Below are 13,559 nucleotides of genomic sequence, written 5' to 3' on the forward strand. Positions count from 1 at the left end.
ACAACGACTGCCGGGCGTGACGCGAGTGAGTTGGATTACTTCTCGTTCGGCGCGGTGGTGGTGCGCGCCTCGAGCTCCTCAAGCTGGGACTCGAGCAGCGTCTTCAGGCGGGTGCGGTACTCGCGCTCGAAGGTGCGCAGCTCCGCGATGCGGTTCTCCAGCGCGGTCTGCTGCTGCTTCACCGTGTTCATGATCTCGGTGTGCTTGCGCTCGGCGTCCGCCTTGAGCTTGTTCGCCTGCTCCTCCGCCTGGCGGATCTGTGCGTCGGCGCGGGAGCTGGCCTCGTTCGTGGTCTCCTCGGCCTTCTTCTGGGCCTCGGCGACGAGCTGCTTGGAGCGGGTCTCCGCGTCCTGCAGCTGGGTGCGGGAGCGGGTCTGTGCGTCCTCGAGCTGCTTCTTCGACTTGCTCTCCGCCTCGGCAATCTCGCGCTCTGCGGCGGCGCGGGCGTCGGCGAGCATCGAGGTGGCCTCTGCCTGAGCGTCGCTGGTGAGGCGGTCCGCCATCTCCTGGGCGAGGCCGAGCACCTTCGCGGCCTGCACGTGGGTGTCGGCGGAGACGTCCTGGCGGGCGGCGGGCTGGGAGACTGCCGCCTTCGCCTCGGCCGGCTTCTGCTTCGCGGCCTCCTCAGCCTGCTTGCGGGCGCGGGCGGCGTCATCCTTGGCGGCGCGGGCCTCGGCCTCGGCCTTGGACTTCGCCTCGTTCGCGGAACGCAGCTGCGCGTCGAAGTCGGCGCGAAGCATCTGCTCGATCTCGCGACGGAGCGCAGCCTCATCGACATCGGAGTGGGACGCGCGCACCACCGGCGCGGCGGCGGCCGGCGCACCCTTGCCCAGCTCGTCGACGCGGGCACGCAGCTCGTCGTTCTCGTCCTGCAGCTGCGCCAGCGTGTCCTCGACGAGGTCGAGGAACTGGTCGACCTCGTCCTCGTTGTAGCCACGCTTGCCGATCGGCGGCTTGCTGAAAGCGACATTGTGCACGTCTGCTGGTGTCAGCGGCATTTGCGTTCCCTTCGATGTCGTAAACGTACCCGCCGGTGCGGGCAGTGAACGCGTCCCACGTTACGGGAACGCACTCACGTTGTCTGCTGAATTGTACCTGTTTCGTTCGAGAGTGTAGCGCAGGCCACGCCGGGTCAGCGCACGGCGGGGCTGATCATCGTCGCGCCGATGATTGTTTGCAACACAGCGAGGAGGAGGAACAGCACGATCACGCTCACGTCGAGGCCGACGCCGCCGCCGAGGCGCAGCGGCGGAATGAGCTTGCGCAGCGCGTTGACCGGCAGGTCAGTGGCGCGAAACAGCGGCTCGACGATGAGGATGAACCAGTGCGGCGGGTCGAACCGCTTCGAAAACGCCTGGATCATCTCGACGATGATCCGGATGACCACCGCGAGCGCGTACAGGCCGACGAGTGCGTAGAGGATAGCTCCGAAAAGTGCCACGCGTGATCACCTAGCGCAGGCCGGCGGCCCGCTTGAGATCGTCCTTGCCCACCGTCGCGTTCTCCGGGACGATCGCGAACACGCGCTTGCGGGTGTTCGCGTCGCGCGACAGGTTGTGCATGTTGCCGCGCAGGGCGAAGCAGAGCCCGGCCGCGAAGTCGACGATGCGCTTCGCGTCGGCGGCCTCAAGGTCGGTGAGGTCCATGACCACCGCGTCCCCGTCGCGGAACGGCTCGCCGATCTCCTTGGCGTCGTTGTACGTGCGCGGCGCGGCGGTGACGATGTGGGTCGGCGCGCTCGGGGTCCGGTAGGAGGAGCGGGACTCGCTGCGGTGGTCCGCCCGGTGCTCGGAGCGGTACTCGGCGCGCTCAGCGCGGCCCGGGCGCGGCGTCGCGCTGACCTCGGCGCGGTCGCGCAGGTCCCCACGGTCCCGGTTGTAGGCGGTGGAGCCGGACGAGGACGAGCTGTACTGGGGGTCGTCGTAGTACGCGTCGTCCTCGCCGTTGTCGACGGGGCCGAGGCCAAAGAATTCTTTTGCGCTGCCGAAGAAAGACATACGGGTGGCTCCTTGTGAGGTGAGATCGCGGTGGAATTCAGGGTACGGGGCGGGGCCCGAGGAGGGCTGTTCCGACACGCACGATATCGGACCCGCACGCGATTGCGGTGGCGAAATCACCGCTCATACCAGCGGAAAGTCTCAAGCCGCGGTTGAGGTCGGCGGCGTAGGCGTCGGTCAGCGAGCGCGCCTCGGTGAACACTCGGGCGGGGTCCGCGTCGAGCGGTGGCACGACCATGAACCCGGTGAGCGTGAGGTGCTCGGCGGCCTCGACCGCCTCGACGATCTCGGCGACCTCGTCGGCCGTCGCCCCTCCCCTCGCCGCGTCGCCGTCGGCGGAGAGCTGGATCATGCACGGCAGCACGTCGGCGTCCGCGCCGCGGTCGCCGCGTTCGAGCGCGAGCGCCACTCCCCTGTCGAGGCCGCGGGCGAGCTTCGCGGAATCGAGCGAGTGCACCTCCGCGGCCCAGCGCGCGACGGCGTTCGCCTTCTTCGACTGGATCTGCCCGATCATCGCGATGCCGCAGCGCCCGTCGAGCGCTTGCGCCTTCTCGCGGGCTTCCTGCTCGCGGTTCTCGCCGACGAGGGTGAAGCCGCGATCGGCGAGCTCGATGATCCGCTCGACGGGGTGGAACTTGGTCACGGGCAGCAGCTGCACGCTGCCCGGCGCGCGGCCGGCGGCCTGTTCTGCGGCGTGGATGTCTTCGAGGACTCGGTCGAGGTTAAGCATCAGGCATCCAAATTACGCCCGCTTGGCGCCCGGTGACACCCTCGCGGCGGTGAGAGAAAAAGTCGGTGTCGGTGATGGTGTCGCGCGGGTCCGCGTCGATGTGGGTCACGCCGAGGCTCATGAGCTGGCGCACGAGCCCGGCGCGGACGTCGATGCCGGCGGTCCCGTTGCGCGTCCGGGTCCGGGAGCCGGGCAGATGCTTCTCGACGTCTCCAGCCATCGCGTCCGGCACTTCGTAGGACTCGCCGGCGGCGGCCGGGCCGAGGAGCGCCTGGATGCGGCCGGGCTCGGCGCCGAGCTCGGCCATCGCCTCGACGGTATTGCGCACGATGCCGTTGCGCGCGCCCATCCGCCCGGCGTGGGCGGCGCCGATGACCCCGGCGGTGTGGTCGGAGAGCAACACCGGGGTGCAGTCCGCGACGAGCACGCACAGCGCGAGGTTCTTCTCGCGAGTCACCAGGGCGTCGGTGGCTTCGACGGGGATGGCCGAAGGTGCGTCGATACGCGTGACTGTGTTCGTGTGCAGCTGCTCCATCCAGACGAAGCGCTCCGCGGGCAGGCCGAGGACGTCCGCGAGGCGGGCGCGGTTGGCGGCGACGTCGGCGGGGTCGTCGCCAACGTGGGTGCCGAGGTTGAACGAGTCATACGGGGACGACGACACCCCGCCCGCACGGGAGGTGAACACCATGCGGACGGGGCGGTGGGAAAGATCTGGCATGCCAGCCAGCATAACTAGCGCATGAAGTCGGGCACGTCCACGTCATCGAAGCCGCCCTCGTCGTCGCGGGGCGCATCGCGGTCGGTGAACAGGCCGCCGCGGCTTGAGTCGTAGCGGTGGCGCGCCTGGTAGTCCTCGCGGGGCTGCTCGGCCTTGTCGGCGGGCGCCGCGGCTGGCTCCTGGGACTGCTGCTGAACGGGCTGCTCCGCAGGCTCGGTCGGGCGGGCGTTCGCCTTCTCGTCGAAGCCGGTGGCGATGATGGTGACGCGAACCTCGTCGCCGAGGTTGTCGTCGATGATGGTGCCGAAGATGATGTTCGCGTCCTCGTCGGCCTTCTCCTCGACGATGGAGGCGGCGTTGTTGACCTCCATGAGGCCGAGGTCGGAGCCGCCGGCGACGGAGATGAGCACGCCCTTCGCGCCCTCCATCGTGGTCTCCAGCAGCGGGGAGTTGATGGCCTGCTCGGTGGCGGCCATGACGCGGTTCTCGCCGCGCGCGGAGCCGACGCCCATGAGCGCCGAGCCGGCGTCGGCCATCACGGAGCGCACGTCCGCGAAGTCGACGTTGATCATGCCTGGAATGGTGATGAGGTTCGTGATGCCCTGGACGCCGTTGTAAAGCACCTCGTCGGCGGCGCGGAAGGCCTCCATCATGGACAGCTCGGCGTCGCCGAGCTGCAGCAGCCGGTCGTTCGGGATGACGATGACGGTGTCGCAGACCTCTTTGAGGTTCTCGATACCCTCGAGCGCCTGGCGGGTTCGGCGCTTGCCCTCGAAGGTGAACGGGCGGGTGACGACGCCGATGGTCAGCGCGCCCATCTTCTTCGCGATGCCGGCCACCACCGGGGCCGCGCCCGTGCCGGTGCCGCCGCCCTCGCCCGCGGTGACGAACACCATGTCGGAGCCCTTGAGCGACTCCTCGATCTCCTGCTTGTGATCCTCGGCGGAGGTGCGGCCGACCTCCGGGTTCGCGCCGGCGCCGAGGCCGCGGGTGGCCTCGCGGCCGATGTCGAGCTTGGTGTCCGCGTCGGTGAACAGCAGCGCCTGCGAATCGGTGTTGATGGCAACGAACTCGACGCCCTTGAGGCCCTCTTCGATCATGCGGTTCACGGCGTTGACGCCGCCGCCACCGACACCGACGACGCGGATCATGGCGAGGTAGTTGGCGGGAGAGGTCATGGTGGTGGTCTCGCCTTTCACAGGTAGAGGTTGTCTGAAGCTGCCTCCCATCATCTTTGACGGCGCGCCGAATTCGTGTTGCGCGCTCGGCGTGTCACAACCCTCAACCCCAACTTTAGAGTTGTGACCTGCGGTTTTAGCGCGACGTGACGAGTTCGGGGTTGGTGATGTTGAAGGACTGCCCCTCGAGCTGGAGGACCGTCTCGAGCGCGAGGGCCTTGTTCTGGTTGTCGTTGGCTGGCCCCCAGGTCACCGGGCGGCCGTCGTCAAGCATGAGCACGAAGTTGTACGGGCCGTCGGTGGCGAGCTCGCGCACGCGCGGCCGGGCTTTCTCGCTTATCGACGACGCTACCGCGACCGCGTCGCGCATCTGGTTCTCGTTGCCGCTGTCCACGCCCACGAGCTGCACTGTTCCCGCCGGCGGCTCCGCGACGACGAAATCGCGCCCCTCGCGGTCGATGAGGTGCTTCTCGCCACCCTGGTCCACCCACGCAACCGGCACGTGCTCGGTGACGGTGACGTCGACGGCGCTGGGCCAGTCGCGCTTGACGTTCGCCGTCTCCACCCAAGGGTTGGCGGCCACCTGGCGCGCGGCGCGGTGCACGTCGACCCGCCCCATCGGGGTGTCCGGCTCGATGCCGGCGAGCGCCTGCACCTCCTCTTCGGAGAGGTTCACGGTGCCCGCGACGTCGATGGACTTCACGGGCATCGCGGGCGTGAACGGCAGCGCGGCGGCGACGGCGATGACGAGCGCGATGCAGCCGGCGAGGATGGCGATGGATCGGCGCGACACTATGCCTCCCGCAGGGCGGCGAGGATCTCGTCCGCGAGCAGGGTGACGCTGCCGGCGCCCATCGTGAGCACGATGTCGCCCGGACGGGTCTCGGCCGCGACCGCGGCGGGCGCGGCGGAAAAGTCGGGCTCGAGGCGCACCGGGATGGTCATCTTGTCCGCGATGATGTGCGAGGTCACGCCCTCCACCGGCGCCTCGCGGGCGCCGTAGATATCGAGCAGCACGCACGCGTCCGCGAGCGAAAGCGCCTGCGCGAACTCGTCGGCGAACTCCTGCGTGCGCGAGTACAGGTGGGGCTGGAAGCATACGACGACGTGGGCGCCGTTGCCCTCCGCCTCCGCCTTCTCGCGGGCCGCGGTGAGCACCGCCGCGACCTCCGTCGGGTGGTGCGCGTAGTCGTCGTACACGCGGGTTTCCCCGGCGCTGCCTTTGTACTCGAAGCGGCGGCGCACCCCGGTGAACTCGCTGAGGCCCTGGGCGAGCTTCTCCGGGTTCGCGCCGACGAGCGCGCCGGCGAGGAGCGCCGCGGCGGAGTTCAGCGCCATGTGGTGGCCCGGAATGGCGAGCGTGTAGGCGACGCGGCCGCACACCCGCTCGGTGCGCAACGTCACCTCCACCGCCGTGTGTTCGCCCTCGGCGCGCTCGCCAGTGATCACGGCTGCGGCCGGGATGTCGGGGTGGCGCTGTGCGGCCTCTGCGGTGCCGTAGCCGGAGACGGTGACCCCGCGCGCGATCGCCCGCTCGCCGCAGGCCGCGGCGTTATCGTCGTCGAGGCACACGACGAGGTGGCCGGCGATGTCGGCGAAGTCGTCGAACACCGCGAAGTACTTTTCGCGCGTGCCGTAGAAGTCGAGGTGGTCCGGCTCGATGTTGGTCACCACCGCGACGTCGGGCGCGTAGCGCAGGAACGAGGCGTCGGATTCGTCGGCCTCGGCGACGAAGACGCTGCCCTGGCCGTGGTGCGCATTCGTGCCGGCGCGGTTGAGCTGGCCGCCGATGGCGAACGAGGGGTCCTCCCCTGCCGCCTGCAGCGCCACGACGGTCATCGACGTCGTCGACGTCTTGCCGTGCGTGCCGGCGAGCAGCAGCTGCGTGCGGCCCTCCATGAGCTCGGCGAGCAGGTCGGAGCGGCGCAGCAGCGGGATCCCCTCGCGCTTCGCGCGCACGAGCTCGGGGTTGTCCTGCGGGATCGCGGCGAAGCTCGTCACCACCGCCGTGGGCAGCTCGCCCGCGAGCTCGAGGTTCGCCTCGTTGTGGCCCACCGCGATCTGCGCGCCCTTCGCGCGCAGCGCGCGGACAGGGCGCGAGTCCTTCGCGTCCGAGCCAGTGACGGTGGCGCCGCGGTCGAGCAGGATGTGCGCGACGCCCGACATGCCGGCGCCGCCGATGCCGATGAGGTGGACGCGGGAGAGATCTGTCATGTCTAGTCCTTTCGTGCGGCGCCGGCGGCCTCGACGATGCGTTGCGCCAGGTCCTCGGCCACGCTGCCGGCGCCGGAGTGCTCGAGGGCGTCGCGCATTTCGGCGAGGCGGGCGTCGTCGTGCAGCAGGGGCACCAGCGTCTCGACGAGCGTGTCCGCGGTAAGCGCGGCGTCGTCGATACGCAGCGCGGCGCCGGTGGCCACGAGGTGCGCCGAGTTGAGGCCCTGCTCGCCGTTGCCGTGCGGCAGCGGGATGTAGATGGCGGGCAGCCCCGCGGCGGAATTCTCGGCCACGGTCATGGCGCCGGAGCGGCACACGACGACATCCGCGACGGCGTAGGCGGCCTCCATGTCGTCGATGTAGGACACGGCCGTGTAGCGGTCGTGCTTCGCCGGGGCGTCGTTTTTGCGGCCGTAGGCGTGCAGCACCTGGAACCCCTCGGCGGTGAGGCGCTCGACCGCGCCCGCGAGCGCGGCGTTGATGTTCACCGCGCCCTGCGAGCCGCCGGTGACGAGGATGGTCTTGCGCTGCGGGTCGAGGCCCCACATGCGGTAGCCGCGCTCGGCCTTGGCCCCGTCCGGGTCGACGCCGACGCCCGGGCGCACGGGGATGCCGACGACGTCGCCGGGCATGCCGGAGTTGGGCACCGCGTTGAAGCCGGTGCCGCCGAGCTTGACGCCGAGCTTGTTGGCCATGCCGGCGAGCGCGTTCGTCTCGAGGACGAAGAACGGCAGCTTGAGCGACTTCGCCGCGAGGTACGCCGGGGCGGCAACGTAGCCGCCCGTGCCGAGGACGGCCTGGGCGCCGGTCGCGCGCATCGTCTTTTTCGCCTGGCGCACCGAGCGGCGCAGCTTGAACGGCACGGCGGCCAGCTTCCACGGCTTCCCGCGCGGGATCGGCACCGGGTCGATGAGCGCAAGCTCGAAGCCGCGGGCCGGCACGATTGTGGTTTCCAGTCCGCGCTCCGTACCCAGGGCGACGACCTCGGCGCCGTAGGTGTCGCGGAGCACCTCGCCGATGGCGAGCGCCGGCTCGATGTGGCCGGCCGTGCCGCCGCCGGCGACGACGACGCTCAGCGGTGCGGTGCGTTCCTCGTTGGTACCCATGGTCCTCCTCACGTCCTAATGCCGTGGCGTGCGCGGCTGCCCATGGTAACGCTGCGGCGCCGCCGCCCGAGCGGTGACGGGTGTGCCGAAGCGCTCACGGCGCGGCTGCTGGCGCCGCTCCGGCTCACCCTGCTGGACCTGTCGCGCGGAACGCTCCTGCTCCAGCGCGCGCGGCTCCGCAATGAAGAAGGCGCGGTCGAACACGGGGCGGCCGTAGTTCTGCATGGAGGAAATCGCGTCCGGCTCGTGGCGCGCGATGTTTGCGAGCACGCCCATCGCGCCGAGCGTGATCACCGCGGAAGAGCCGCCGGCGGACAGCATGGGCAGCTGGATGCCGGTGACGGGCAGCAGACCCACGACGTAGCCGATGTTCACGAAGGCCTGGGAGACCACCGCGGCGGTGAGGGAGGCGGCCATAAGCGCCTGGTACTGCGACTGGGCGCGGCGCGCGGTGCGCAGGCCAAAGAACGCGAGCAGTGCGAAAAGCGCGATCACGAGTGCGCCGCCCCACAGGCCGAGCTCCTCGCCGATGACGGCGAAGATGAAGTCGTTGCGTGCCTCTGGGAGGTAGAACCACTTCGCGCGGGACTGGCCGAGGCCGACGCCGAAGACGTTGCCGTCCGCGAGCGAGAGGAAGCCCTGGTGGGACTGGAAGGCCGCACCCTTGGTGTCGTCGAAGTGGCCGTGCAGCGCGTCGAAGTAGACGTGGAAGCGGTTCGAGCGGAAGCCCCCGGAGAAGAACGCGATGAGCAGCGCGACGAAGCCGCCGGCCGCGAGCACGCCGACCGCCTTGAGGGAGACGCCGGCGAACAGCAGGATGAACGCGACGACGACGGCGAAGGACAGCGCCATGCCCATGTCACCCTGCATGCCGATGAGCAGCACACACAGCGTGGCCACCGCGCCGAAGCCGACGAAGCCGTTGTCGATGGCGCCGATCCGCTTCGGGTCCTTGTGCTCGAGCACTTGGGCACCCCACATGGCGATGGCGACGCGGGCAACCTCGGACGGCTGGAGGCGCAGCGGGCCGATCGCGAGCCAGGACTGGGAGCCGACCTCCTCGCGGCCGGTGCCAAGGCTCGTGAGCACGGCGACGAGCAGGCAGATCGAGATGATCATGAGCCAGTTGGAGGCGCGGCGCAGGCGCTCCGGCGGCGTCTGCAGCGCGACCCAGAAGAGCACGAGGCCGAAGACCACCATGATGGCCTGGCGGGCGGCCTGGGCCCACACGCTCGCGCTCGCTGCGAACGAGGTGGCCATGGACGAGCTCATCGCCATGACGACGCCGAGGCCTGCGAGGAAGAGCACGATGCTGCGGATCATCGTGTAGTCGATGAGCGGGCGCGCGTCGAGCGCGGCCTCGATGCGGCGGACCGCGGCGCTCAGCCGCGATTCCGCGGCGGGCTGCTGCGCGCGCTGCGGGCGGCGCTGCATCTGGCGCTGCGGTGAGTGCTGCATCTGGCGCTGCATTTCACCTGGTGCGCGTCGCTGCGCGCGGGGTTCGCGTTGAACCGTCATCGTGCCCCTTCCGTCCCAGTAAGTCTCAACCTGAAGTTGAGCTTACTTGTTGTCCGGGCACCAGTGTCGCATTGCGGCGGCCGCAAACGCGTCACCACGCGCCGACATGCCGGAAAACATGTCGAGGCTCGCGGCCGCGGGGGCGAGGAGCACGGTGTCGCCGGGCTGGGCCTGCGTCGCGGCCCACGCCACGACCGCGTCCATGGCCTCCTCCGGGTCCGTCGAGTCGGTGACGAACACCGGCAGGTCCGGGGCGGCGCGGCGCACGGACTCCCGGATGAGCTCGCGGTCCGCACCGAGCAGCGCGACCGCGCGGAACTGCTCCGCGTGCGCCTGCACCACCGCGTCGACGGAGGCGCCCTTGAGCTGCCCGCCCGCGACCCACACGACCGTGCCGGCGCCGGTGAGCGCGGAATCGGCGGCGTGCGGGTTGGTGGCCTTCGAGTTGTCCACCCACTCCACCCCGCCACCGGAGTGCACGACCGCGCCGCGGTGACCGCGCACACGGTAGGACGCGAGCGCGCGCTGGATGTGCACCGGCGTGGCGCCCTGGGTGAGCGCAACCGCGGATGCCGCGAGGGCATCGAGGACACCCGCCGCCCCCGAGGGCTCGATCCCCTCGGCGCTTGCGACGTCGACCGTCTCGCCCGCCAGCTTCGCGACGATGCGCCCGTCCACCACGCCGACCTGGCCGTCCGCCGGCTCATTGAGCGTGAAACCGACGATGTCGTCGCGCCCCGTCGCCGCGGCGAGGCGGCGTACCTCCGCGTCGTCGACGCCGGCGACGGCAACCGGGGCCTGGAGCACCTTGGCCTTGGCTGCCGCGTAGGCGGCGAAGCTGCCGTGCCAGTCGATGTGGTCGTCTGCGAGGTTGAGCAGCACGCCCGCGTCCGGGACGAGCTGGGAGGACCAGTGGAGTTGGAAGCTCGACAGCTCGGCGACGAGGACGTCCACGCGCTCGTCGAGAAGCATGACCTCGCTCACGGCGACCCCGATGTTGCCGCACGCGCTCGCGCGCCGGCCGGTGTCGCGGGCGGCCTCGGCCATCATCGCGGCGAGCATGCCCGTCGTCGTGGTCTTGCCGTTGGTGCCGGTGACCACGAGCCACGTGCGCGGCGGGCCGAACACGCCCGCGCGGTCGAGCCGGTAGCAGAGCTCGACGTCGCCGATGACCTCGACGCCGGCGGACGCAGCGTCGACAAGCAGGGGCGTATCCGGGCGCCACCCGGGGGACGTGACCACGAGCTCGGTCTCGCCGAAGCGGGCGCGCGCCTCGTCGCTCGTGCAGGTGGCGAAGCCGAGCTCGGTGGCCCGGACGCGGCCCGCGGGGGTGTCGTCGACAACGGTGAAGTCGGCGCCCGCACGCGCGAGCAGCTGCGCGGCGCCGAGGCCGGACACGCCGGCGCCGGCGACGAGGACGGGGCCGTCAAGCATTACAGCCCCACCCCGTTCTGGGAGAGCCACTCGCCGTAGAACACGGCGAGGCCGAGCATGACGGACATCGCGGCGATGATCCAGAACCGCACCACCACCGCGGTCTCCGGCCAGCCGCCGTTTTCAAAGTGGTGGTGGAACGGCGCCATGCGGAACACACGCTTGCCCGTGGTCTTGAACGAGGCGACCTGGATGACCACCGAGGCAGCCTCGAGGACGAACAGCGAGCCGATGATGATCATGAGCAGCTCGGTGCGCGAGCCGACGGAAAGGCCCGCGACGAGTCCGCCGAGGGCGAGCGAGCCGGTGTCGCCCATGAAGATCTTCGCGGGCGCCGCGTTCCACCACAGGAAGCCGACGCAGGCGCCGAAACCGGATGCGGCGAGGATGGCGAGGTCGAGCGGGTCGCGCACCGTGTAGCACCCAGCCGTGGCCACCGCGTCGCAGGAGTTGCGGAACTGCCAGAACGTGATGCCGGTGTAGGCGGCCATGACGAGCGCCGTCGTGCCCGCGGCTAGGCCGTCGAGGCCGTCGGTGAGGTTCACCGCGTTGGACCACGCCGCGAGCAGGATGTAGATGAACGCGAGGAAGGCGATGGTGCCGATGACGCCGCCGCCCAGGTTGAGGTGGATGGTGTCGATGTCGCGCACGAAGGAGAGGAACGGCGAGCCCGGGGTGAGCCCGTTCTCGTCCGGGAAGCGCAGGATGAGCAGGCCGAAGCCGATGGCGATGACGAACTGGGCGACGAGCTTGGCGGTCTTGTTCAGCCCGAGGTTGCGGTGCATGAACAGCTTGATGCCATCGTCCGCGAAGCCGACGAGGCCGAGGGCGAGGGTGAGCCCAAGCACGATGAGGCCGGACGCGGTGAACGCGGTGTGGCCCGTGGCCAGCGCGCACAGGCTGCCGCCGAGATAGCCGAGCGTGATGCCGAGCAGGATAGCCATGCCGCCCATGGTCGGGGTGCCGCGCTTGCGGGCGTGGGACGCCGGGCCGTCCTCCCGGATCTCCTGCCCCATCGCGCGCCGGTTGAAGTACCGGATGAACTGCGGCGTGACAAAGATCGAGACCAGGAAACTGATGATCCCGGCGCAGATGACTTGAACCATGGAGTGCTCTACCTTGCTTGTCGTTTCGTCGCGAGTCTTACCTAAGCGTATGCCCTTGCAGCAGCGACTCGGCCACCGCCCACAGCCGCGCGGCGTTCGACGCCTTCACCAAGACCACATCGCGGTCCTCTCGGGTGCGCCAGTCCTCGGCCCCCGCCGGCGCTGCGGCCAGCAGCTCACGCACCGCGTCGGCGGCCTCGGCGGTGTCGTCGACGACGGTCGTCTGGATGCCGTGCTCGCGGGCGCGCTCCCCCAGGGCGTCGAGCGCGTTGGTGCGCCCGACGACGACAAGGTGCGTCACCCGGTAGCGTGCCAGCTCGTCGGCGAGGGCCGCGTGCTCCTCGACGGCGCCCGCGCCGAGCTCGCTCATCTCGCCGAGGACAGCGACGGAGCGCACGCCGGGCCGCGCCGCCGCGGTGTAGCCGAGGGCGGCGATCGCGGCGCGCATCGACTCCGGGTTGGCGTTGTAGGCGTCGTTGATCACGGTCACGCCGTCGGCACGCGTGTTGACGTCCATGCGGTTGACCGACACGGAGTGCGCGCTCGACAGCGCCGCCGCCACCGTCGCGGCGTCCATGCCCAGCTCCACGCCCACCGCCGCGGCGGCGAGCGCGTTGCCCACCTGGTGCGCGCCGAAGACGTTGAGCTCCACGTGCTGCGGCTCGCCGGCCGGGGTGTGCATGGTGAACGAGGCGCGCGCCACCGCGTCGAGCTCGACGTCCGTGGCGTAGTAGTCCGCCTCGCGCGAGCCGGACGCGGAGAACGTGACCACACGCGCCTGCGTGCGCGGCGCCATCGCGGAGACGAGGTCGTCGTCGGCGTTGAGCACCGCGACGCCGCTGGCAGGCAGCGCCTCGACGAGCTCGCCCTTCGCCACGGCGATGTTCTCGCGGGAGCCGAACTCGCCGATGTGCGCGGAGCCCACGTTGAGCACGACGCCGATCGAGGGCGGCGCGATCGTCGCGAGGTGCGCGATGTGACCGATCCCGCGAGCGGACATCTCGGCGACGAGGTAGTCGGTTTCCTCGGTGCAGCGCAGCACGGTGTACGGGTGCCCGATCTCGTTGTTGAAGGAGCCGGGCGGCGCCACGGTCTCGCCGGCGCGCGAGAGCACGGCGGCGATAAGATCCTTCGTCGACGTCTTGCCGGCCGAGCCGGTCACGCCGACGATCTGCAGCCCGTGGTCCGCGGCGAGCTCGCGCGCCACCGCCGCCGCCAGCTTCGACATCCCGTCGACGACACCGGCCGCGGAGCCGTCGGGGTCGTTCGCCGCGAGGTCGGAGTTGTCCCCCTCGTGGGGCGGCCGCTTCTCGACGATCACCGCAGGACGGCCCACCTCCCTCGTCGTCAGCGACGCGGTCGCGCCCGCCTCCGCGGCCTTGTCCACGAAATCGTGGCCGTCGACGCGCGCACCGGGGAAGGCGACAAACAGCCCGCCGGGCCCGATCTTGCGCGAGTCGAACTCAACATAGCCGGTGACCATGGCGTCCGGATCTGCCTCGGGGCTCAGCCGGCCCCCGGTGATCTCGGCGATGCGAGCCAACGTCATTGGAATCAT

Annotated in this window: 13 protein-coding genes; all 13 read right to left on the minus strand. The window is 70.4% G+C overall.

What is annotated here, in order from left to right; translation table 11 throughout:
- Positions 1-35 precede the first annotated feature (35 nt).
- The 13 genes from CJEDD_RS08315 to CJEDD_RS08375 all read right to left on the minus strand — a co-directional run bounded on the left by CJEDD_RS08315 (position 36) and on the right by CJEDD_RS08375 (position 13,559).
- Complete coding sequence (locus tag CJEDD_RS08315) at positions 36-998, minus strand: DivIVA domain-containing protein (RefSeq protein WP_042406938.1); 963 nt, start codon at positions 996-998, stop codon at positions 36-38.
- Positions 999-1,132: 134 nt separating this feature from the next.
- A complete protein-coding gene (locus tag CJEDD_RS08320; protein WP_042406934.1) occupies positions 1,133-1,441 on the minus strand; it encodes a YggT family protein in 309 nt (102 codons plus the stop codon).
- Positions 1,442-1,451: 10 nt separating this feature from the next.
- Positions 1,452-1,997, minus strand: coding sequence for a cell division protein SepF (locus CJEDD_RS08325; protein ID WP_042406931.1), 546 nt, complete (start codon positions 1,995-1,997; stop codon positions 1,452-1,454).
- A gap of 37 nt (positions 1,998-2,034) precedes the next feature.
- Positions 2,035-2,727, minus strand: coding sequence for a YggS family pyridoxal phosphate-dependent enzyme (locus CJEDD_RS08330; RefSeq protein WP_042406928.1), 693 nt, complete (start codon positions 2,725-2,727; stop codon positions 2,035-2,037).
- Positions 2,720-3,445: a peptidoglycan editing factor PgeF gene (gene pgeF, locus CJEDD_RS08335; protein ID WP_042406950.1), complete on the minus strand. Its 726-nt coding sequence runs from the start codon at positions 3,443-3,445 to the stop codon at positions 2,720-2,722. The genes CJEDD_RS08330 and pgeF overlap by 8 nt, the downstream gene beginning before the upstream one ends.
- 14 nt (positions 3,446-3,459) lie before the next feature.
- On the minus strand, positions 3,460-4,623 hold the full coding sequence (gene ftsZ / locus CJEDD_RS08340; protein ID WP_042406948.1) for a cell division protein FtsZ: 1,164 nt from the start codon (positions 4,621-4,623) through the stop codon (positions 3,460-3,462).
- A 136-nt stretch (positions 4,624-4,759) separates the two neighbouring features.
- On the minus strand, positions 4,760-5,416 hold the full coding sequence (locus CJEDD_RS08345) for a cell division protein FtsQ/DivIB (RefSeq protein WP_042406925.1): 657 nt from the start codon (positions 5,414-5,416) through the stop codon (positions 4,760-4,762).
- Entirely contained in the window at positions 5,416-6,837 is a 1,422-nt protein-coding gene (murC, locus tag CJEDD_RS08350) for a UDP-N-acetylmuramate--L-alanine ligase (RefSeq protein WP_042406922.1), read from the minus strand. Before murC ends, CJEDD_RS08345 begins: the two co-directional genes overlap by 1 nt.
- A 2-nt stretch (positions 6,838-6,839) precedes the next feature.
- Entirely contained in the window at positions 6,840-7,943 is a 1,104-nt protein-coding gene (locus tag CJEDD_RS08355; protein WP_042406919.1) for a UDP-N-acetylglucosamine--N-acetylmuramyl-(pentapeptide) pyrophosphoryl-undecaprenol N-acetylglucosamine transferase, read from the minus strand.
- Between the two features lie 15 nt (positions 7,944-7,958).
- Positions 7,959-9,401 (minus strand): FtsW/RodA/SpoVE family cell cycle protein, encoded by a 1,443-nt coding sequence (locus CJEDD_RS08360; protein WP_081764522.1) that lies wholly within the window; start codon positions 9,399-9,401, stop codon positions 7,959-7,961.
- A 102-nt stretch (positions 9,402-9,503) separates the two neighbouring features.
- Positions 9,504-10,895 (minus strand): UDP-N-acetylmuramoyl-L-alanine--D-glutamate ligase, encoded by a 1,392-nt coding sequence (gene murD, locus CJEDD_RS08365; protein WP_273657473.1) that lies wholly within the window; start codon positions 10,893-10,895, stop codon positions 9,504-9,506.
- The gene (gene mraY / locus CJEDD_RS08370) at positions 10,895-12,001 is read right to left on the minus strand and encodes a phospho-N-acetylmuramoyl-pentapeptide-transferase (RefSeq protein WP_042407886.1); all 1,107 of its coding nucleotides are present in this window, start codon (positions 11,999-12,001) and stop codon (positions 10,895-10,897) included. Before mraY ends, murD begins: the two co-directional genes overlap by 1 nt.
- Before the next feature lie 37 nt (positions 12,002-12,038).
- Positions 12,039-13,559, minus strand: a complete 1,521-nt coding sequence (locus tag CJEDD_RS08375; protein ID WP_042407882.1) for a UDP-N-acetylmuramoyl-tripeptide--D-alanyl-D-alanine ligase — start codon at positions 13,557-13,559, stop codon at positions 12,039-12,041.

It is taken from the genome of Corynebacterium jeddahense (assembly GCF_028609865.1).
GTDB classification, from domain to species: Bacteria; Actinomycetota; Actinomycetes; order Mycobacteriales; family Mycobacteriaceae; genus Corynebacterium; species Corynebacterium jeddahense.